The organism is Proteus sp. STS61-E (assembly GCF_040932335.1).
GTDB classification, from domain to species: Bacteria; Pseudomonadota; Gammaproteobacteria; order Enterobacterales; family Enterobacteriaceae; genus Proteus; species Proteus mirabilis_B.
The window spans coordinates 174,112-194,642 of the sequence record NZ_JBFQGE010000006.1 but is presented as its reverse complement, the minus strand read 5'-3'; the positions used below and the strand labels follow the sequence as shown (position 1 = coordinate 194,642).

The window sequence follows — 20,531 nt, the reverse complement described above, 5'->3', positions numbered from 1 at the left end:
ATTATTTAATGTGATTATTATTTAGGAGCTCGTTCAAGCAAAAATGCACGTAATTGAGCAAAATCAGCAGGTAAGAAATGTGAGAGTAACTCTTTATCTGCGCGCTCCGCAAGCTCTTTAGGAAGTGGCAATTCACCGCCCAAAATACGCTCTACACTTTCTTTAAACTTCGCAGGATGTGCAGTGCCTAAGAATAAACCGTACTCACCCTCTTGAAGCTCATCACGCAGTAAACGATATGCAATCGCAGCGTGAGGTTCTGAAATATAGCCTTTCTTCGCAAGTTCACGCACTGTTTCTTCGGTTGTTTCGTCACTCACTGAACCATGAGCAAGATCAGAAAGATCCCAACCTTTACGGCGATACAATTCTTCAATACGAGGCCAGTTATTTGGTTGACTAACATCCATCGCATTAGAAAGTGTTGCAACAGTACGATGAGGCTCCCATTTACCGTTATCTAAATAACGAGGAACAGTGTCATTCACGTTAGTTGCTGCAATAAAACGCTTAACCGGTAATCCCATGGATTTGGCCAATAAGCCTGCAGTTAGATCACCAAAGTTACCACTTGGTACAGATATCACTAGCTGCTGATGTTTTTCAGCAGGAATTTGTGCAACAGCTTCAAAGTAATAACAAATTTGAGCAAGTAATCGGCTGATATTAATCGAGTTCGCTGAGTTCAAATACATTGTTTTCTTTAAGAACTCATCATCAAAAGCTTGTTTTACTAATGATTGGCAAGCATCAAAATCATCTTTAATTGCAACAGTGTGAATATTTTCACCTAATGTACAGAACAGTTTTTCCTGTAACGGGCTAATTTTGCCTTCAGGATAAAGAATAACAACTTGTACATTTTCTAATTTGTAGAAAGCATGAGCAACAGCGGCACCCGTGTCACCTGATGTTGCCGTTAAAATAGTCACAGGTTGGTTGCCAGCAACTTCTGACAACATTTGCGCCATAAAGCGACCACCAAAGTCTTTAAATGCCAGTGTTGGACCATGAAAAAGCTCTAAACAACTCACGTCATCTTCAACTTGGGTTACTGGTGCTGGGAATGCAAATGCTGTGCTAATACGTTTTGCTAATACATCAGCAGGAATTTCATCACCAATAAAGGCCGTTAAAATGCGGCTACTGCGTGTTGCAAAATCAAGTGCTAATAGTTCATCAATTTCAGCTTTAGAAAACGAAGGTAAGTCTTGTGGAAAAAAGAGCCCTTGCTGTTTACCCAAACCTTGTTTTACTGCTTGAGCAAAACTGACTTGCTCTTGATTATCTTTCAAATTATATAATTTCATGACTTACCCTATCTGTCTTGCGCCACGCGTATCTATACGGCAGATATGTACAAAACCTTCACTGTTTTGTACGTAGTTTTGTTTCAGCCATTCGGCCATCTCTTGTGCGATTTCTAATGAATCACTAATCGTAAAAATGGTAGGCCCTGAGCCTGAAATGCCACAAGCTAATGCGCCTTTCTTCTGCGAAGCCTCTCTGGCTTTTTCAAATCCCGGAAGAAGTTGGGTGCGATAAGGCTCAGCAATCACATCTTGCATCAAATTAGCGGCTAATCCTGATTGCTGAGTATGGCAGGCATGAATAAAGCCAGATAAATAACGACCGTGGTTAATAATGTCAGCTTTAGAATATTGTTTTGGTAAAATCGCTCTAGCTTCTGCCGTAGAAACCTTAATGCCCGGATATGCCATAACCCAATACCAATCATCAAAAGTTGGTACAGACTGACAAATAGTGCCATTTTGTTCCAAAATAAGTTGTAGTCCACCTAAATAACAAGGCGCAACATTATCATAGTGAACACTACCTGAAATACGTCCTTCAAGCTCGCCCATCATCAGCAGCAATTGCCTTTCACCAAAAGGCTTTTGAGCAAATTCATTAAGTGCAACCAATGCCGCAACCACAGAACAGGCACTTGATCCTAAACCAGAACCAATTGGCATATTTTTCTCAAGTGTCATTGCAACAGGAAGTTCTTTGCCTAACTTTTCACAAAACAACTGCCAACATTGATACACAATATTTTGCTTAGGATCTGAAGGTAATTTGCTAACAAAGTGTCCTTTACTTTCAAGTGTAAATGCCGAAGCCGCTTCAACAGTGACACAGTCACCCAGTAATTGCCCATCAATAGGTGAAACTGCCGCGCCAAGGACATCGAATCCGACACTCACGTTGCCTATTGATGCTGGTGCATAAACTTTAACCACGCTTAAACTCCCAATTTCCATGATAAGGTACGTAATACATCTGCAAACACCCCAGCAGCAGTAACATCATTACCAGCACCATATCCACGTAATACCAATGGAATAGGTTGATAGTAGCGAGTGTAAAAGGCTAAAGCATTTTCACCATTTTTCACTTTAAACAGAGGATCATTCGCATCAACTGCCATTATCTTAACTTGGCATTTACCTTCATTGATGATGCCAACATAACGTAATACCTTACCTGATTTTTGTGCTTCTTCGACTTTAGCATCAAATTCAACATCAACTTGAGGTAAACGATTTAAGAAGCTTGCTACATCACCTGAGCTATCAAATGAAATAGGCAGTACAGGCTCTACATCGATATCACTTAGCTCTAATTTATAACCCGCTTCACGCGCTAAAATAAGCAGCTTACGTGCAACATCCATACCTGAAAGGTCATCACGAGGATCAGGTTCTGTAAAACCTTTATCTTTTGCTGAAAGAGTCGCTTCAGATAAGCTTTTACCTTCATCTAATTGACCAAAAATGTAAGATAACGAGCCTGAAAGGATACCATTAAATTGAACTAACTCATCGCCTGCATTTAACAAGTTTTGCAAGTTCTCAATAACTGGCAAACCAGCACCCACGTTAGTGTCATATAAGAACTTACGGCGCGAAGCTTCTGCTGCTTGTCGAATTTGATAGTAATAATCCATCGACAGCGTATTCGCTTTTTTGTTTGGTGTAACCACGTTAAAGCCGTTTTGTAAGAAATTTGCGTATTGTTGCGCAATTTCTTCATTAGATGTGCAATCAACGATCACAGGATTTAAGAAGTGGTACTCTTTTTCTAAACGAATAAGTTGGCTAAAGCTAAAAGGTTCTTTCGCTTCTTTTAAAGCTTGTTGCCAATTATCTAAATCAATACCTTGCATATCAGTCAGCATGGCTCTTGAGTTAGCAATACCGCATACACGAAGATCGATATGCTTATTTTTCAACCATGCTTGTTGGCGATGGATCTGTTCAATTAATGCGCTACCCACACCACCAACACCAACAATAAAGACTTCAACAATTTGATTGGTGTTGAAAAGCATTTGATGGCACAAACGCACAGCATTGGTTGCTGAATCATTAGCAATAACGGCTGAAATTGAGCGTTCTGAAGAACCTTGTGCAATAGCAACAATATTAATATTGCCACGAGTTAATGCAGAGAAGAATCGCGCTGAGATCCCTTTTAAAGTACGCATACCATCACCGACAACAGAGATGATAGCGACGTTTTCCATGATATCTAAAGGATCAAGTACACCATCTTTTAATTCTAAATAGAATTCATCTGATAATGCTTTTTGCGCTCTAATAAGTTCTTTTTGTGGCACACAAAAGCTGATGCTGTATTCAGAAGAAGATTGTGTAATAAGAACAACAGAAATACCCGCTCTCGACATAACAGAGAACACGCGAGCAGCCATCCCCACCATACCTTTCATACCGGGGCCAGACACATTGATCATCGCCATATTATTAAGGTTGGTGATCCCTTTAACGGGTGTACTATCGTCTTTTTGACCATCACCAATTAATGTACCCGGAGCATCTGGATTGCCTGTGTTTTTTATTAAACAAGGAATTTGGAATTGGGCGATAGGCGCAATTGTACGAGGGTGAAGTACTTTAGCACCAAAGTAAGAGAGTTCCATCGCTTCTTGGTATGACATGCCTTTTAACAGGCGTGCATCAGGAACTAAACGAGGATCGCAAGTATAAACACCGTCAACGTCAGTCCAAATTTCGCAACACTCTGCACGTAAGCAAGCGGCTAATACAGCAGCCGAGTAATCTGAACCATTACGGCCTAATACCACGAGTTCATTTTTCTCATTACCCGCAGTAAAACCTGCCATTAAAATCATATCGTCTTTTGCGATATTGAGTTCTAAGATGCGGCGAGTAGATTCAGGAATATCAACGGTAGATTCTAAATAATGACCTTGCGCGAGTAGATTTTTGACTGGATCGATTACAGTGACATTATAGCCACGAGCTTGTAAAACAGATCCCATAATGGCGATAGAAAGCTTTTCACCACGACAAATCATTGCAGCATTAATGCTATCAGGGCATTGACCTAATAAAGAGATCCCATGAAGAATATGTTTGATCTCTGCAAATTCACGCTCAACTTTATCTTTTAAGCCTTCATAATCGAAACCAGGCTGTTTTTCTCTTAGACCTTGTAATAAGTTGGCAAAAATTTGCTCGGCTTCTCGTACTTGAGTGAGAGGATCTTCGCCTTCTGCCGTTTTTTCAATCATTGCAACCAAGTAGTTAGTTATCTTGGCTGGTGCTGATAATACGAGAGCGACTTGTCCCTGCTCTCTTTTTTTCTCAGCGATATCAGCAACATTCAGCACACGCTCTGCGTTGGCAACTGAAGTTCCTCCAAATTTTAACACTCGCATACAGCTCTCCTGATTTTTCACCCAAAAAAAAACCCGCATTTCTCAATGCGGGCTTTTTCGATTTTCGTTTTTTATATGCGACAGCCCGCCCCGCAATATAAGATTCCGGTGGTGGTGGTAATAATTGTCATTTTAGCTGGGCTGTAAATACGCATAACTATCCTGTCTGTCTCAAATTTAGTTTGACTATATACTGGTTAAAGCAAAGCGAGAGAGATGTCAAATTTTTTCTTTTTTTTCACCGAAAAATAAACTCAACTTAAATAAAATATATTCGATCCTTACCCCTATTGTAGTATAGATATTGCTATCACAAAGGGATAAACAAAGAAAATAAAGCTACCATTTTAGGGTTATTTGGGGATTTGTACTTTTATAAGGAATAAGGTATTTTATGCTACTTTAAATTGTGTAACAAAACTGGAAAAAAAAATAAACCCCACTATATTTAACATATATTTTTCTTTTACATTACATAAATCAAATTATATAGTTAACTATTGAAATCAAGGTTAAGCTGTTATCTTGATTTTGATATGTGTCAACAAAAGTTAGCTTTTTAGATGGTATTTAATACAACTGGTGTTATATTGCTGTTAATAGACTATGGGCGTTTTGCATTCTGATTTTAGCGCTCATTGTCGATTAAAATTGCAAGTTTTGTAATAACGTGATGGTTATTTATCGAATTTCAATCTGGGTCTAGTTTTTACGTGCTAATAACAAAAATGAATAACCACACAAATGCACACAGAAGTTAAACACAGATTTCCTTTTTCTATTTTTGGTAATTTTAGGTAGCAAATATGCAAACCCCGCACATTCTGATTGTTGAAGACGAAGTTGTTACTCGTAATACCCTGAAAAGCATATTCGAAGCTGAAGGGTATATCGTACACGAAGCCACTGATGGCAACGAAATGCACAATGTTCTATCTGATCATGATATTAATCTGGTCATTATGGACATTAATCTTCCTGGTAAAAACGGGCTATTACTTGCTCGTGAATTACGTGAACAGGCAAGTGTTGCATTAATGTTCCTAACGGGTCGTGATAATGAAGTGGATAAAATCTTAGGCCTAGAAATTGGTGCCGATGATTACATTACTAAACCATTTAACCCTCGTGAATTAACGATTCGTGCACGTAACTTACTGTCACGTACCATGAATTTAGTTAATGGCACAGAAGAACGTCGTTTAGTTGAAAGCTATAAATTCAATGGTTGGGAGCTTGATATTAACAGTCGCTCACTAATCAGCCCTGCTGGTGAACAATATAAATTACCACGCAGTGAATTTCGTGCGATGCTACATTTCTGCGAGAATCCAGGAAAAATCCAAACTCGTGCAGAATTACTGAAGAAAATGACAGGCCGTGAACTGAAACCTCATGATCGTACTGTTGACGTAACCATCCGTCGTATTCGTAAGCATTTTGAATCAACACCAGATACACCAGAAATCATTGCAACAATTCATGGTGAAGGTTATCGCTTCTGTGGTGATTTAGACGAGTGATTTGATCCAACCTCAAACACTTAACTAATAAAAAACCCCTGAATGATATTCGGGGGTTTTCTTTTATCTAAAGAAAGGTTAATAAAATCACAAAAGGTGAAAATTGATCTCAGCAACTGTTTTGAAAAAAAATATAACTTCTTTTTAAAAAATTTTTTTAACCTTATTTGTATTAATTTTATTAACCATTAATTTCTCTAGTAAATAAAAATCACTCTTTCCACGGCATAATAGGTACTGCACTAATCGCATTTTTTGGCGAACCATCAATGACTTTATCTGAGTAAGTCAGGTAAACCAGAGCGTGGCGCTGTTTATCGTAAAAACGCACAACTTGAAGCTTTTTAAATACAAGTGATGTTCTTTTCTGGAAAACAACATCACCATTATTTTTTCCTTTAATAACCTTTTCACTTAGTTCAATAGGCCCCACTTGCTGGCAAGAGATAGCCGCATCAGCAGTATCTTCAGCAAGACCTAAACTTCCTGAAATGCCCCCAGTTTTTGCTCGGCTTAAATAACATGTGACATTTTTAACTTCAGGATCATCAAATGCTTCAATTACAATTTTATGGTTAGCGCCAAAAAACTTAAATACCGTATCTACGTATCCAATTTCTTCCGCTTTTGCCATCAAAGAAAAAGGGAGTAAGATAGATACTGCTAGCATCTTTTTGAAATTTAACATATTTACCTTGTTCCATTGAAAAGATGAGAAAATAATTCCGTCTAGAATAAAACAATCCATTACTAACTGATAGAAGAATTTGTGTACATTAGTCGATGAAAAAGACTATATTTTACGATTGTCTAACAATATAACTTGTTATAGATGTTCAGGCTATTTACCATCTACAACAATAAATAAACGAATATGACTAAGGGAGATGTATGGATCAAACCAACATCATACGTGATTTGCTCGCTTGGCTTGACAGTAACCTAGATAAGCCATTATCCCTCGATAATGTCGCAACTAAAGCGGGTTACTCCAAGTGGCATCTACAACGCATGTTTAAAGAAGTTACAGGACAAGCGATTGGTTCTTATATTCGTTCAAGGCGTCTATCCCGTGCAGCCGTTGCATTACGTTTAACGAGCCGCCCTATTTTAGACATTGCTTTGCAATATCGTTTTGATTCTCAACAGACTTTTACCCGCGCTTTTAAAAAGCAATTTGATAGAACACCCGCTCTGTATCGCCGTACTGATGAATGGTGTGCGGTAGGAATTTGTCCACCAATTACCTTAGATCCTCAAAATTTACCTAAATGGGAATTTGTAACGCTATCTGAGAAGAAATTAATTGGCATTGAGCAAACTTGCAGCCATACCCTTGAGCAATGGGCTGAAGCCTGCTCTGACATGCGTCAAACCTTCTGGCGCTACTATATGAGTAAGATAAGTGCCGTTCCTCATCAAGTGTATGGGCTTCATCACGCCCAGCATAGCGATGAGCATGAAGACGAACAGCGTGTACTTTATACCACTGCCGTTGAGCCAGATTACGCAACGTTTATTGATGATGATGCAGCAAATGAAGTCTCTCTCGCTGGCGGTGATTATATTCGCTTTGATTTTGAAGGTGAGGCGAAACGAGGCGCAATGCAGGAGTTTTTATTCCTAATTTATGGTGTCTGTTTACCTAATATGGGATTAACACGCCGTAAAGGCTATGACGTTGAAAAATACTATCTTAAAAATGTGCGTTACAGCAATGAGATGGTGACTGAACCACAAGATCATATCGAACGTTTTGAATATTACATTCCCATTAAACGTGAAGATGTAACTGCATAATAAAAAGCTCTCTTTGTGATATGAAAAAGAGAGCTTTTATTTTTTAGCGCTGAACTTCATCTAGTGCAGTATCAGTAAGATGACTTACATCACCTGCCGTTTCAATCACCCAACCATTGGCAAGCCAAGGGCTATTTTGATAATCAACGCGTGAAATTGAGCAATTACGCAATCTTAAACGGCGTTCTGCATATGCAGGTAATCCCAACACGGTGCTCAGTAAGCACCCTAAAGCAATACCATGACTGACTAAGAGTGGACGGCTATTTTCGGGTAAATCAAGACATTGATTTAGCGCAGCCTGCATACGACTTGCTAATTCTGCCATTGATTCTCCTTGGGGAATTCGCCCATCAGGTGTACCATCAATCAAACTCTTGCGCCAAGCCTCTTCTTGTGTCTTTAATGTTGCGATCTCTCGTTGTTCAAGAACGCCCATATTGAGTTCACGTAAACGTGGGTCAGTTATCACTTCACAGCCACAGGCTTGTGCAATGATTTCTGCCGTTTGACGAGTGCGGCCAAGATCGCTTGAGATAATATGGGTAATGCCTGCTGATTTTACTTTTTCAGCAACTTGCTGTGCTTGACGCACGCCATTTGCGGTTAGTGGGCTATCAGATTGCCCTTGAATACGTCTCGCCACGTTCCATTCAGTTTCACCGTGGCGAACAAGATAGACCTGTAACATACATTTTTTCCGTTATACTGCTCTAATTTTTCAAAGGATGATTAATTCATTATGTATCATGTCATTGCAGCCACTACGAATCCAGCAAAAATCAACGCGATAAAACTCGCCTTTGAGCAAGTATTCGGTAAAGATACCTTTGATATTGAAGATATTAATGTCGATAGCCGTGTTCCACAGCAACCTATCGGAAATACAGAAACGAGAACTGGCGCACGTCAACGTGTGATGGCGGCTCGTCAAGTTCGCCCTGAAGCTGATTTTTGGGTTGGCGTCGAAGCCGGTATTGAAGATGATATGACCTTTGCTTGGATTGTTGTCGAACATGGTCAAATTCGTGGAGAATCACGCTCTGCAAGCCTTATGCTACCAGAACAGATCTTAAAAGGTATCCGTGAAGGTCGCGAGCTTGGCGATGAAATGGCTTTCTTAACAAAGATTGACAATATTAAACAGCGCGGTGGTGCAATTGGTTATTTTACTGATGGCCTACTCAGTCGTACTTCTGTGTATCAACAAGCATTAGTGCTGGCATTAGTGCCTGTCACTCATGATATCTATAAAGAACTCAATCAAAAAGAAGATTAATAATTAATCTGATACGTTTTTGTAGATAAAAAAGAAACAAAAAAGCCATTTAATCAAATAATTAAATGGCTTTTTTATTACTCTAGTTTACATCATAACAACGCGACTATTTTTTCGTCATTAGCTCTTTTTCAAGCCATAATTTCACGTCATGTGGCGCTGTTTTTAAACTATTAGAGCCTCTAGTGATGGTGGCAATACCAACGCCTAACTCTTCTTTTAACTCACGCTGACTTAAATCGCCTCGCATTAGCTCTTGCACAATGCGGACTCGCGTTGCCAAAGCACTACGTTCATCGGGTGTCATTAAAAGTTGTAAAATAGGAAATTGCACATCTTGCTCAAAAGCATGTTGTAATAACGCAACAAATCTTAGCCAGTGCTCATTCTCTTCAGGTGATAATGCAGGATCTTGCATCGTGGGAACCTCTTTTTGCCACACTCATTAACTAGTACACAATATAACATACTTTGCTAATGTACAAAGAGGCTCCGACGATAAATCCGCGTTATTCTCTCTTAATAACGACTATTCCACTCATTTTCAGTCAATACTGGCTGCTGTTCACCCGCAAAGTAGCTATAGAAAACAGCAAAAGAGAGTACATTTTTGACATAACCTCGCGTTTCAGCAAAAGGAATACTTTCAACAAACGCTATCGCATCTAATTGACCATTTGCATCAGATAACCAACGATCAACACGTGCAGGTCCCGCATTATACGCAGCGCTTGCTAGAATACGGTTTTGGTTAAATCGTTGATAGACAGAATCAAGATAAGCCGTACCAATCTCAATATTCTTCACAGGATTTGTTAACTGAGCACTACTTACATATCCTGTAATACCTGCTTGTTTTACCGTAAATTCTGCTGTTTTTGGCATTACTTGCATTAAACCAGTTGCACCTGCTGAAGAGCGAGCTTGAGGGTTCCACGCACTTTCTTGACGAGCAATTGCCATCGCATAATTGCGGTCTATCGATTTATCTTTCGTGTATTGCTCAAATTCATTTTTCCAAGCAAGAGGGAAACGTTCTTCTAGATGATCCCACATTTTCCCTGTGATCGTGGCTTGTACCGCTAAATCAGCCCATTTCTGCTCATACGCATAACGCGCTAATTCAGACTGCATTTGCGCTGGCTGTGAAGCAACATAGTTTGCCCACTCTGATCGCGCTAAGTTATCCATCTGCCAATACATTAATTCACGAACGCGCTGTATTTCTGGCTGATTAGGGATACTTGATGAAACACTTGGTGCTTTATCTATCACCATCACATAAGGCTTACCTAATTTAGTCGCTGCAACCATTGGGTAAAAACCACGATTTTGTGTCAGCGCTTCTAAAATAGCTTGTGCTTCACTGTTTTTACCTTGTGATTGCAACACCATTGCGCGCCAATAACGCCACTCTTCCTTATTTTTACTTTCAGGTGAGAGTCTTTCTAACCACAATGCCAATTCAGCTGGTTGGTTTTGGCTTAATGCTAGGCGTACTCGACGCTCACGCAATGTATCTGATGCCGTATCTTGAATAACGCTATCACGCCATTTTACCTGCTCTGGTGTCGCATAAGGCATATATTGCCACGCCACAGTATCACGCATTAACTGGCGTTCACTCGCCGTCATTTTTTGGGCATGTGCGATATTATCAATCTGTGCTCGAGCAGCATCTGCGTCTTTTCTTGCCCAACGAGAAAATGCAGATTGTATGATTGAGCGAGTAAAATCCGTCGGTGAAAGCGCGGTTGCATAACGCCCTACTAAGTTTGGATAGTCTTGTAATTCAACTAAGGCATCGCTAATGGTTTGATAATTCTGAGGAAGGCGACGAGCCAAATAAGCAGCAAGTCCCGTATTACCATTTTTAATCGCTAAATTAATTCGCTCTAACACTAATTCTGGAGTTAATTGATTCGCCTTTTGCCATTCATCAAAAAGAGCATCGCAACTTGATGGCATTGAGGTGCCATTTAGCCATGCTTCTTTAGCGCCTACCCATGCGGTTTGAACATCGCCTGTTGCCCATTTTGCATAATAATAATTACATCTTGCCGCTTTAGGGTTAGGAGGGTTTGGGCTAAAAGTCAGTAAGTTTTGCCACTCTTGGCGTTTTGCCAATTCATTCACAAATAGCGAAGGAAGTGCTTTCGCTGGCGGTAATGTAGGATATTTAGCAACAAATTCAGTGACCACAGCAGGTGCAATCACATCTAGATTGTCCGTAATTTGACGGTATTCTAAATAGGGATAAAGTGGGTAACTTTGCAATGTTGGGAGTAATTTTTCTACTTCATCTGTTTTTTTAAGATCCCATGCAGCTTTAATTTCTTGATAACGAACACGTTGTTCACTTAATGAATCCGCTTGTGCCCATGTAGAAAAACACAATGCGCCTATTGCTACTGCTAATGACCATGTTTGCTTCACCACGTAATTTCTCCCACTTCAAATAGAACCACCAAAGACTGAATACATTAGCTAATATGATAATCATTAACAATGTAAGTTCCCCTCTTTAAGAGAAATTTTCATTACTTTCAGAGGAAGTACGAAAGGTAGATAAAAACCTCTCTTTTGACTAAGGTTTTCTTTTATAAATCGGGTATACTGGCGACTTTCATCATTTTCGGGTCTTTGGCAAATACTGACATTGACTTTGCTATTGTTCATTTTGGTGCCATAAACACGCGGCTTAATCACAAAAAATTTGTTTTTAGCGCAAAAAGTGGCACCTCAGATAAAATCTCTTTTATAATCAAAGGGTAATTATAGTGGCTCAATACGTTTATAGTATGTTGCGTGTCGGGAAAATTGTCCCACCTAAGCGACATATCCTTAAAAACATTTCACTCAGCTTCTTCCCGGGCGCGAAAATTGGTGTGCTTGGTCTTAATGGTGCAGGTAAATCAACATTACTACGCATCATGGCTGGTATTGATACTGATATCGAAGGTGAAGCACGTCCACAACCAGGTATTAAAATTGGTTACTTACCACAAGAACCCAAATTAAACCCTGAGCATACCGTACGTGAAGCCGTTGAAGAAGCCGTTAGCGAACTGAAAAACGCATTAAACCGCCTTGATGAAGTTTATGCGGCTTATGCCGATCCTGATGCTGATTTCGATAAATTAGCAAAAGAACAAGGTCAGTTAGAAGCGATTATTCAATCTCATGATGGTCATAACCTTGAAAACCAATTAGAGCGTGCAGCAGAAGCGCTGCGTTTACCTGAATGGGACGCTAAAATTGAGAAACTTTCAGGGGGTGAACGCCGTCGTGTTGCTATCTGTCGTCTTCTTTTAGAAAAACCAGATATGCTGTTATTAGATGAACCAACTAACCACTTAGACGCAGAGTCTGTCGCTTGGTTAGAACGCTTCTTACACGATTATGAAGGTACTGTTGTGGCGATCACGCACGACCGTTACTTCCTTGATAACGTAGCTGGTTGGATCTTAGAACTTGACCGTGGTGAAGGTATTCCATGGGAAGGTAACTACTCTTCATGGTTAGAGCAAAAAGACGCACGTCTTGAGCAAGAAGCCGCAACCGAAGCTGCTCGCCATAAATCTATTCAGAAAGAACTTGAGTGGATCCGCCAAAATCCTAAAGGTCGTCAAGCAAAAGGTAAGGCTCGTCTTGCTCGCTTTGAAGAACTTAATAACGTTGATTATCAAAAACGTAACGAAACCAGTGAACTCTTTATTCCACCTGGACCACGTTTAGGGGATAAAGTGTTAGAAATTAATAATCTAACAAAATCTTATGGTGATCGCGTTCTGATTGATGATTTAAGCTTCTCTATTCCTAAAGGGGCGATTGTCGGTATTATCGGTCCTAACGGTGCGGGTAAATCAACACTCTTTCGTATGATCTCAGGTCAAGAACAACCTGATTCAGGCACCTTAACACTTGGTGATACTGTTAAACTGGCATCGGTTGATCAGTTCCGCGATAGTATGGACGACAGTAAAACGGTTTGGGAAGAAGTTTCAGGTGGCCAAGACATTATGCGTATTGGTAACTTTGAAATTCCAAGCCGTGCCTATGTTGGTCGCTTTAACTTTAAAGGCGTTGACCAAGGTAAACGTGTTGGCGAACTGTCTGGTGGTGAACGTGGTCGTTTACACCTTGCTAAACTGCTGCAAGTTGGCGGCAACATGTTACTGCTCGATGAACCAACCAACGACCTCGACGTTGAAACTTTACGTGCATTAGAAAATGCCCTGTTAGAGTTCCCAGGTTGTGCAATGGTCATTTCCCATGACCGTTGGTTCCTTGACCGTATTGCCACACATATCATCGATTACCAAGATGAAGGTAAAGTGGAATTCTTCGAAGGTAACTTTACCGAATATGAAGAATACAAAAAACGTACATTAGGTAACGATGCTATTCAGCCTCGTCGCATGAAGTACAAACGTATGAGTAAATAATCGAGTTTATTTACGATATTCGATACTAAAAAAGCAGAGATTATTCTCTGCTTTTTTTATCGTTATATAGCTAAATAATTTGAAATTTAATAAATATATTTAAAGTTTAAAATAGAAAAAATAAAATCACATTAATTTAAAATAATCCAGAAAACACAGATATGCTTCACCATTACTTAACGGATTATATTATGATAAGAATTAATTATTTTGAATTTTATAATTATCGCACTAAAGTATTATTAGGTCATGTTATTCTAAATGATATAAATGAAATCATTACTCCTTTATTTAAAGATAATATTGATAAAGAAAATTTCCATCCTGTTTTTATCACAAAATCATTTATAGGCAGAGAAGAGCACCGATGGGAAATAAAAAGTTCAAAAATTCAAACTCTATCTAGAAATAATCTTATTATAAATATTTGGCTATCTCCAAAAAATGTTTCAGATGATATTTATTTATCTCAAACATTAAAAAATAAAAATTATAAAAGTGCCAAATCAATATTATATCTTGGTAAAATTATTATTGTTGAGTTTGGGCATATATTCTCATGTGTCACTTTGGATGCAGATATAAAAACAAATAAACGCTACCCTGATAATATTCAGCAGGGTGAAATGCATAAAAGAAGACCTGCGATTGTAGTAAAAGCTGATGACAGAGGAGTTAAAGTCATTCCACTCACATCAAAAAAGCCTCATGACTTAGCCGTTAATACCTCTATTTTTAAATTATCAGATGAATCAATAAAAAACATTGGTGATCTTGCTAAAAAAGAAACTTATGCTTTATGTGATATGATCCAGACTGTTTGTGTAACGCGAATACTTCCTCCTTTATTTAAATTAAAAGGATACAATCAGTATTATAGAAATGAGGACTATCGAGCCTCACTTTGTCGTAGAGATAAAAAATTATTAGATAAAGGACTACTATCATCAATATCAAAAAATAAATTATATACAGAAATTGAAGAACTAAGAAAAACAAATAAAAATTTAGAATCAGAGTTATATTCTTTAAAAAATGACTTATTGATATTAAAAGAAATGTATATGTATACCAATGAAAGCAATGCATTATATATTGATGAGGTTGATAATGAGATATTATCATACAAAAACTCTATTGAATAATTATATTGCTGTTATATTTTTAACATGATAATCTTATTTCGTTGGTGGGGACAAAAGAGGCGGCAATCTTCCCCGCGACGCTGAAAAATCGCGATGCCGACGAACACAAAGATTAAAACTAAAAAACCACCTTACGGTGGTTTTTTAGTTTCTGTTTCTTTAAATTATTTATTTTTAATAGTTAGTTCATTATGTAGTAAATAATTATAAATAGTAACTTAACTCTCTTGCCTATAATCAAAACTTAAAGGCGCTGTAAATGAAATATTACCATTTTCTAAACGATAGCTCTCAGGTGCAGGAAATGGCGAAGCGCGTTTAATTGTATTTAAAGCCTCTTTATCAAGAAGGCGATTACCTGATGATGTTTCCACTTTCGCATCTAATAACTCACCTTTTGCATTTAACACAATAGAAACTTGTGTCACGCCCGTTGCTTTAAAGCGCAATGCTGTTCGAGGATAGCGTTTATAGGCATTAATATGGCTATGAACCAAGCTTTCCCATCCCATTTGCCCACTTACAGAAGAGGAAGATAAACTATTAAATTGAGCACTACTGCTTGTATTCGAGCCAGAAACAGGTGCGCTTGTTACATCTGATGGTGCTTCTGAGACAGGAAGATCATCAGGGACTTTTACCGCAACCGGTTTGGGTTTAACCACGGGCTTTACTTTCGGTTTTTCTGGAATGCGCTCATAAGTGCCTTGTGCTACTACTGGCATTTTAGGCAAATCTAACACTTCTTTGATAGGTTCAGGTTCTGTCTCTGCTGGCTCAGGAACCGACATCACTTTCTCAGGCCCAACAGGAACTTCTTTTGTTTCTGCCTGTGCTAATTGATAGATACCGAGATCCATTGTCATCGCGGGTGGTAAAACGCCATGGCGTTCATCTTTAGATGTTATCCAGCCAATAGCAACAACAACTAACGTTGCATGAAATAAAATACTGGCGGTTAATCCACCAATAGAAAATGAACCACGGCGTGAAAAAGTCGCCGACATACTACTCATAATTCTTGCCTCTGATTTTCTTTCTTGTGAATTATAGGCATAATATAAACACAAATGATATTGCTTATTATTAATAATACAATAAAAAATTAGCTTGATAATTATCATAACTTGTTCGCATGAGAAGCAGTAAGAGCTTATTATTTCACTCTTTTTTAGACACCAGAGATTATGGCTAGCGATAAATCATTGGCACAAAAAATTAGTTGTGCCTATCAATCAACCTATGGACAACTTGTGCGTTTTTTCCACAAACGTACGGGTAATTACCATGACGCAGATGATTTGTCTCAAGATGTGTTTACACTATGGCTAAACAGAAAAGAACAAACACCTGTACAAGAACAGCGTGCTTTTCTGTTTAAAATAGCGAACCACGTTTTGATTGACCATTGGAGAAAAAATCAAAAGCAAAAAGATATCTATCAGGATGATTGTGAACTAGATGACGCCGCTCAAAGCTATACCACGGAGCTTGATCCGGGATATGTCCTTGAGCATCAACAGCGTTTAGATCTACTTAGCGAAGCAATTGAAACATTACCTCCACGCCGTCGAGAAGCATTTGTTCTTTATCGTTTTGATGGACTATCACAAAGCGAAATTGCAGAGCAAATGGAAATCTCAATCAGCATGGTGGAAAAACATATTGCTGCTGCCCTATTACATTGCAAAAGATATGTCGATGCAGGAAAGGAGAAATGCACGAATGATGAGTAAGCCGGAGAAAAACATACCGGAAACGAAACCTCACACAGATGAGGATCTAGACTCCCATTTTTTGGAGACTAATGATGAATTACTCAATGAATCGACTGATGAGCAAGCAGCCCTTTGGTTCACCCGACAACACAGCCAAAGGATGACTCCCAAACAACGCCAAGCATTTAAAATATGGATAGAAAATGATGTAAACCGGCAAGCGTATCAAGATATTGCGGGGATCTGGCGTCAATGCGATGCATTACCACGACCAACGATAGCCACAGTTGAAAAGAAAAAACGCTCTCCTTGGCGTCCAATGATCCACACCTCTGCTACTCTTTGTTTGCTCACTGTTTTATATCTTCCTTATAGTCATTTACCTGCATTACTGATGGATAATATGACGCTTGCAACCAGCGACTTACCAAAAGAAATGACCTTAGCTGATGGCTCTAAAGTCTATTTAGACAGAAACACACAGGTAAGAGTGGCTTATGTGCAAGAAGAAAGACGGCTATGGCTAGATAAAGGACAAGCCTATTTCAAAGTTAAATCAAATCCTTATCGCCCTTTTTATGTTCATGCGGATACTCGATTAATTAAAGTTGTCGGCACTGAATTTGAAGTTAGTCGCTATGATAACCACCAAGTTAACGTTGCTGTCCATGAAGGGATTGTTGAAGTAAAAGCAGCACCAAAATCTTCCCCAGCCTATTTGTATGCAGGCTCTCAAGCCACCAGCACATTAGCAAATGACAGTTTTGTTATCTCTTCGGTCAACATTGATTCCGTGGGAAGTTGGCGTTTTGGTCAACTGCATTTTTTTGAGCGTCCATTGAATGAAGTGATAGCCAAACTCAAACCTTATCTTGATATCAATATTCAAATTTCCTCACCCGAAATTGCCAAAATGAAAGTCTCGGGGATCGCTAATATAAATAATGCCAAAGACTTTATTACCGCAATTCCACTTATATTGCCAGTTAATGTCGTTTTTACCGATAAAAATAATGCGTTAATTATCAACAAGTAAAAAGAAATATGAAAAATATTCTTTTTTACAGGTGAGGATAATTCTCATTTCACCCTCTTCCCTAGTAACAACAATTATTAAGTTAGTGAATGGGATTGGTGAAATGAAAATGAATAACAAAAAAGGGACCCTTAAGAGGTCTCTACTAGCATTGCTAATAAGTACGACTATTGCCGCACCTTGTGCTTATGCATCTACAGTTTCGGTGGCTTTACCAGAACAGTCTTTGGCTGATTCATTAAGTGCCATTGCAAAACAAGGGCAAGTACAAATTTTATTTGATGCAAGTTCGGTCAAAAACCTGCGTGCTCCAGCACTTTCAGGTCAATTTGAAACTCAAACTGCATTACAAAAAGTCTTAATTGGTAGCGGGTTAGAAATTATTCCACAAGGTAGTGGATTTGTTATTCGTCCCCTTGCAACAACTAACGCGATTGTTATTCCTGAAGTTAAAGTCACAGGTGTTGGTAGTACTTATCACCCAGCTACCGATGTCGTTTCCGCACCACAATACATCACCGCAGAAGAGATAAAACAGCGTAATACCGGTGATGGAAACGTAACTGACTTACTGAAAAGTAACCCTGCTGTTCAATTTTCCAATAATGACAGCACATCAATGAATCAGGGTGAAATTAAACCTTCACGTATTTCTATTCATGGCTCTAGCAGTTATCAAAACTCTTATAAGCTTGATGGTGTCAGTTTTAATAATGACTTTGACCCAGCAAACTCAGGTAATGGAGAAACCAACACTCGTATTAGTAGTGATGAGCAAGGTATGTATCTTGATAGTCGCTTAATTGATAGCGTCGCGGTTTACGATAACAACATTCCTGTTGAGTTTGGTGGTTTTACTGGCGGGACTGTCGAAGTACAAAGCCGTCGCTGGTCAGGCGAAACTCATGCCAATGCCTATTACCGCACAACGCGCTCAAGCTGGAACAATATTTTTACTGATCCAAAGCTGAATTTTGATACAGCTAATAATGATTTTAGTAACCCTGCTCGTTTCCAGAAAAAATATGATAAACAAAACTTTGGTGGTTGGTTTGAAACGAGTCTAACTGACAATACGGGGCTAATTTTCTCTGCATCACGTCGTGAATCAACCATTCCGATGATGATTAGTGCAGAGGGCGGAATTATCCTTACGCCAGATGGCCAGTTAGAACAAGTTGAACAAACTCCACACTATCGTGACCAGACCCGTACTTCCGATAACTATTTTATTAAATATTCATGGGATATTTCAGAAAAACAAACCTTTGATTTATCAACAAATATCGCACGATACAAAAGCTATTTATTCTCAGGTTCAGTCTATAACTCAGGCTATGATAATGAGCATAATGGTTTAAGTTTTACTGCACTCTATAAGCATCAGCTTGATCTTGGTTCATTAGAATTAACTGCGGGTTATCAAAACCTTGAAGACAAGCGTTCTAATGATCAAGACTACTTTGTCACCATAAAAGACTATACCGATTGGCAAAACCCACAGCAGATAAGCAGTGGTGGTCAAGGCGATTTGAAGAGCAAACAAGAAACCTACAATGCCAAAAGTATTATGCGATTTAACCCAATTGAATGGGGTCCAGTTAGCCATCAGCCAACAACTGGTTTTGAAATTAGCCGTACCAAAGGCTCTTATGTTCGAGACAAAACCTATTACAACCATACCTATACTGGCTCCACATGGGATGATCAGTGGATGGGTTCATTACAACAAACAACCCGTTTCTTAGCGGGTACACATGATGCTTCATATACCAACTACGCAATTTATGTTGACGATAATCTCCAATATAAGCGCTTAACACTGCGCCCAGGTATTCGTTTGGATCGTGATGATTTTGTTCAAAAAAATAATATCTCTCCACGTTTAAGTGGTACCTATGATATCTGGGGTACAGGGAATACCTTAATTATTGGTGGTATAAACCGTTATTATGGCCGTTCAATGCTGACTTATGCACTTTATGGCGCACAGAACGCAGGCTTACAGCATTGCTACTACTCTTGTGATAACGATAATCCAAATGATTGGGAAAACCGTACCGACTTTGAAGGTGTTGATTCACTAAAAACACCTTATAACGATGAACTGACACTAGGCTTGCAACAAGAAATTGCATCAACCACTTGGCGTTTACAATACGTTCATCGTGAAGGTCGTGATGAAGTTCGTAGTGATACCAAATATCCAAATGACAAAGATAAAATAAGAATTCGCCATTTTAATAATAATGGACGCAGTACTCACGACACCTTAACGCTTTCTGTGAAAAACAGTCAGCCTTGGGAATTAGCACACGCCGATCATGTTTTTAATGCCTCTATTAGCTGGCAAAAAAGTAAAACAAATACGCCTAAAGACTCTGGTTATGCCAACTTCGATCCTAGTGCACAAGGGATGAACTACGACAAAGTATGGTATGACGGAAAAATCATCAATGCCAAAGACTTACCTTCTGGCAACTTTAACTCACCATTAAAAGTCACCGCTGAACTTACTAGTGTTTGGGATGATTTGGATTTGACTTGGTATAACCGCCTTCAATGGAATGGCGCTCGTTCACAAGCGGAGAAAGCCAATAATGGCTCCCCAAGACCAAGTGAATATGGCCCATTATTCGAATACAAAAAACGTAATTACAGCAGTCGTTTTTCTTGGGATACCAAATTGGGTTGGAAACCTGAATTTGCTTATGGCGTAGGTATCTCTGTTGAAGTGAATAACGTCCTTAACACTAAAAATGTAACTGACTACTTCACTTATCAAGATAAAGATTACAAATCGTATGAACCAGGTCGTCAGTTCTGGTTACAAGTCAGCTACGACTATTAATAAATTGGCGAAGTTAATGTGAGCAA

General features: G+C 38.9%; 16 protein-coding genes. 8 read left to right on the top strand and 8 right to left on the bottom strand.

The features are described 5' to 3' along the window. Positions 1-17: 17 nt before the first annotated feature. From thrC to thrA, 3 genes are read right to left on the bottom strand one after another with little or no spacing between them, the layout of a single operon-like run. Entirely contained in the window at positions 18-1,310 is a 1,293-nt protein-coding gene (gene thrC, locus AB4J89_RS14695) for a threonine synthase (protein ID WP_088493766.1), read from the bottom strand. A gap of 3 nt (positions 1,311-1,313) precedes the next feature. Continuing rightward, a complete protein-coding gene (gene thrB / locus AB4J89_RS14690; RefSeq protein ID WP_088493767.1) occupies positions 1,314-2,264 on the bottom strand; it encodes a homoserine kinase in 951 nt (316 codons plus the stop codon). Beyond that, positions 2,246-4,705, bottom strand: coding sequence for a bifunctional aspartate kinase/homoserine dehydrogenase I (thrA, locus tag AB4J89_RS14685; RefSeq protein ID WP_311755457.1), 2,460 nt, complete (start codon positions 4,703-4,705; stop codon positions 2,246-2,248). Before thrA ends, thrB begins: the two co-directional genes overlap by 19 nt. A gap of 806 nt (positions 4,706-5,511) precedes the next feature. Between thrA and arcA the strand changes: the two genes are divergently transcribed. Next, positions 5,512-6,228 (top strand): two-component system response regulator ArcA, encoded by a 717-nt coding sequence (arcA, locus tag AB4J89_RS14680; RefSeq protein WP_006535263.1) that lies wholly within the window; start codon positions 5,512-5,514, stop codon positions 6,226-6,228. Positions 6,229-6,439: 211 nt separating this feature from the next. On the opposite strand, the gene creA is transcribed toward arcA, so the two are convergent. Next, entirely contained in the window at positions 6,440-6,916 is a 477-nt protein-coding gene (gene creA / locus AB4J89_RS14675; protein ID WP_023580951.1) for a protein CreA, read from the bottom strand. Between the two features lie 203 nt (positions 6,917-7,119). On the opposite strand from creA, the gene robA reads away from it, so the two are divergent. Then, complete coding sequence (robA, locus tag AB4J89_RS14670) at positions 7,120-8,028, top strand: MDR efflux pump AcrAB transcriptional activator RobA (protein ID WP_088493769.1); 909 nt, start codon at positions 7,120-7,122, stop codon at positions 8,026-8,028. Between the two features lie 43 nt (positions 8,029-8,071). Here robA and gpmB read toward each other — a convergent pair whose 3' ends face one another. After that, on the bottom strand, positions 8,072-8,719 hold the full coding sequence (gene gpmB / locus AB4J89_RS14665) for a 2,3-diphosphoglycerate-dependent phosphoglycerate mutase GpmB (RefSeq protein WP_088493770.1): 648 nt from the start codon (positions 8,717-8,719) through the stop codon (positions 8,072-8,074). A gap of 51 nt (positions 8,720-8,770) precedes the next feature. On the opposite strand from gpmB, the gene yjjX reads away from it, so the two are divergent. Beyond that, positions 8,771-9,307 carry an inosine/xanthosine triphosphatase gene (gene yjjX / locus AB4J89_RS14660; RefSeq protein ID WP_023580954.1) on the top strand — a complete coding sequence of 179 codons (537 nt, stop codon included), beginning with the start codon at positions 8,771-8,773 and terminating at the stop codon, positions 9,305-9,307. 106 nt (positions 9,308-9,413) lie between these two features. Here yjjX and trpR read toward each other — a convergent pair whose 3' ends face one another. Together trpR and sltY are read right to left on the bottom strand one after the other, a co-directional pair. Next, on the bottom strand, positions 9,414-9,725 hold the full coding sequence (gene trpR, locus AB4J89_RS14655) for a trp operon repressor (RefSeq protein ID WP_075671359.1): 312 nt from the start codon (positions 9,723-9,725) through the stop codon (positions 9,414-9,416). A gap of 101 nt (positions 9,726-9,826) precedes the next feature. Continuing rightward, a complete protein-coding gene (gene sltY / locus AB4J89_RS14650) occupies positions 9,827-11,746 on the bottom strand; it encodes a murein transglycosylase (RefSeq protein WP_088493771.1) in 1,920 nt (639 codons plus the stop codon). A gap of 341 nt (positions 11,747-12,087) precedes the next feature. On the opposite strand from sltY, the gene ettA reads away from it, so the two are divergent. After that, positions 12,088-13,755 carry an energy-dependent translational throttle protein EttA gene (ettA, locus tag AB4J89_RS14645; protein ID WP_036911774.1) on the top strand — a complete coding sequence of 556 codons (1,668 nt, stop codon included), beginning with the start codon at positions 12,088-12,090 and terminating at the stop codon, positions 13,753-13,755. 191 nt (positions 13,756-13,946) lie between these two features. Continuing rightward, positions 13,947-14,900 carry a hypothetical protein gene (locus tag AB4J89_RS14640; RefSeq protein ID WP_368469723.1) on the top strand — a complete coding sequence of 318 codons (954 nt, stop codon included), beginning with the start codon at positions 13,947-13,949 and terminating at the stop codon, positions 14,898-14,900. Between the two features lie 218 nt (positions 14,901-15,118). Here AB4J89_RS14640 and AB4J89_RS14635 read toward each other — a convergent pair whose 3' ends face one another. After that, on the bottom strand, positions 15,119-15,916 hold the full coding sequence (locus AB4J89_RS14635) for an energy transducer TonB (RefSeq protein ID WP_088493773.1): 798 nt from the start codon (positions 15,914-15,916) through the stop codon (positions 15,119-15,121). A gap of 171 nt (positions 15,917-16,087) precedes the next feature. Here AB4J89_RS14635 and AB4J89_RS14630 point away from each other — a divergent pair, with 171 nt between their 5' ends. From AB4J89_RS14630 to AB4J89_RS14620, 3 genes are all read left to right on the top strand, one after another. Next, positions 16,088-16,636 carry an RNA polymerase sigma factor gene (locus tag AB4J89_RS14630; RefSeq protein WP_088493774.1) on the top strand — a complete coding sequence of 183 codons (549 nt, stop codon included), beginning with the start codon at positions 16,088-16,090 and terminating at the stop codon, positions 16,634-16,636. Continuing rightward, positions 16,626-17,654 (top strand): FecR domain-containing protein, encoded by a 1,029-nt coding sequence (locus tag AB4J89_RS14625; RefSeq protein ID WP_227718950.1) that lies wholly within the window; start codon positions 16,626-16,628, stop codon positions 17,652-17,654. Before AB4J89_RS14630 ends, AB4J89_RS14625 begins: the two co-directional genes overlap by 11 nt. A gap of 103 nt (positions 17,655-17,757) precedes the next feature. After that, complete coding sequence (locus AB4J89_RS14620; RefSeq protein ID WP_368469722.1) at positions 17,758-20,505, top strand: secretin and TonB N-terminal domain-containing protein; 2,748 nt, start codon at positions 17,758-17,760, stop codon at positions 20,503-20,505. Positions 20,506-20,531: the final 26 nt, after the last annotated feature.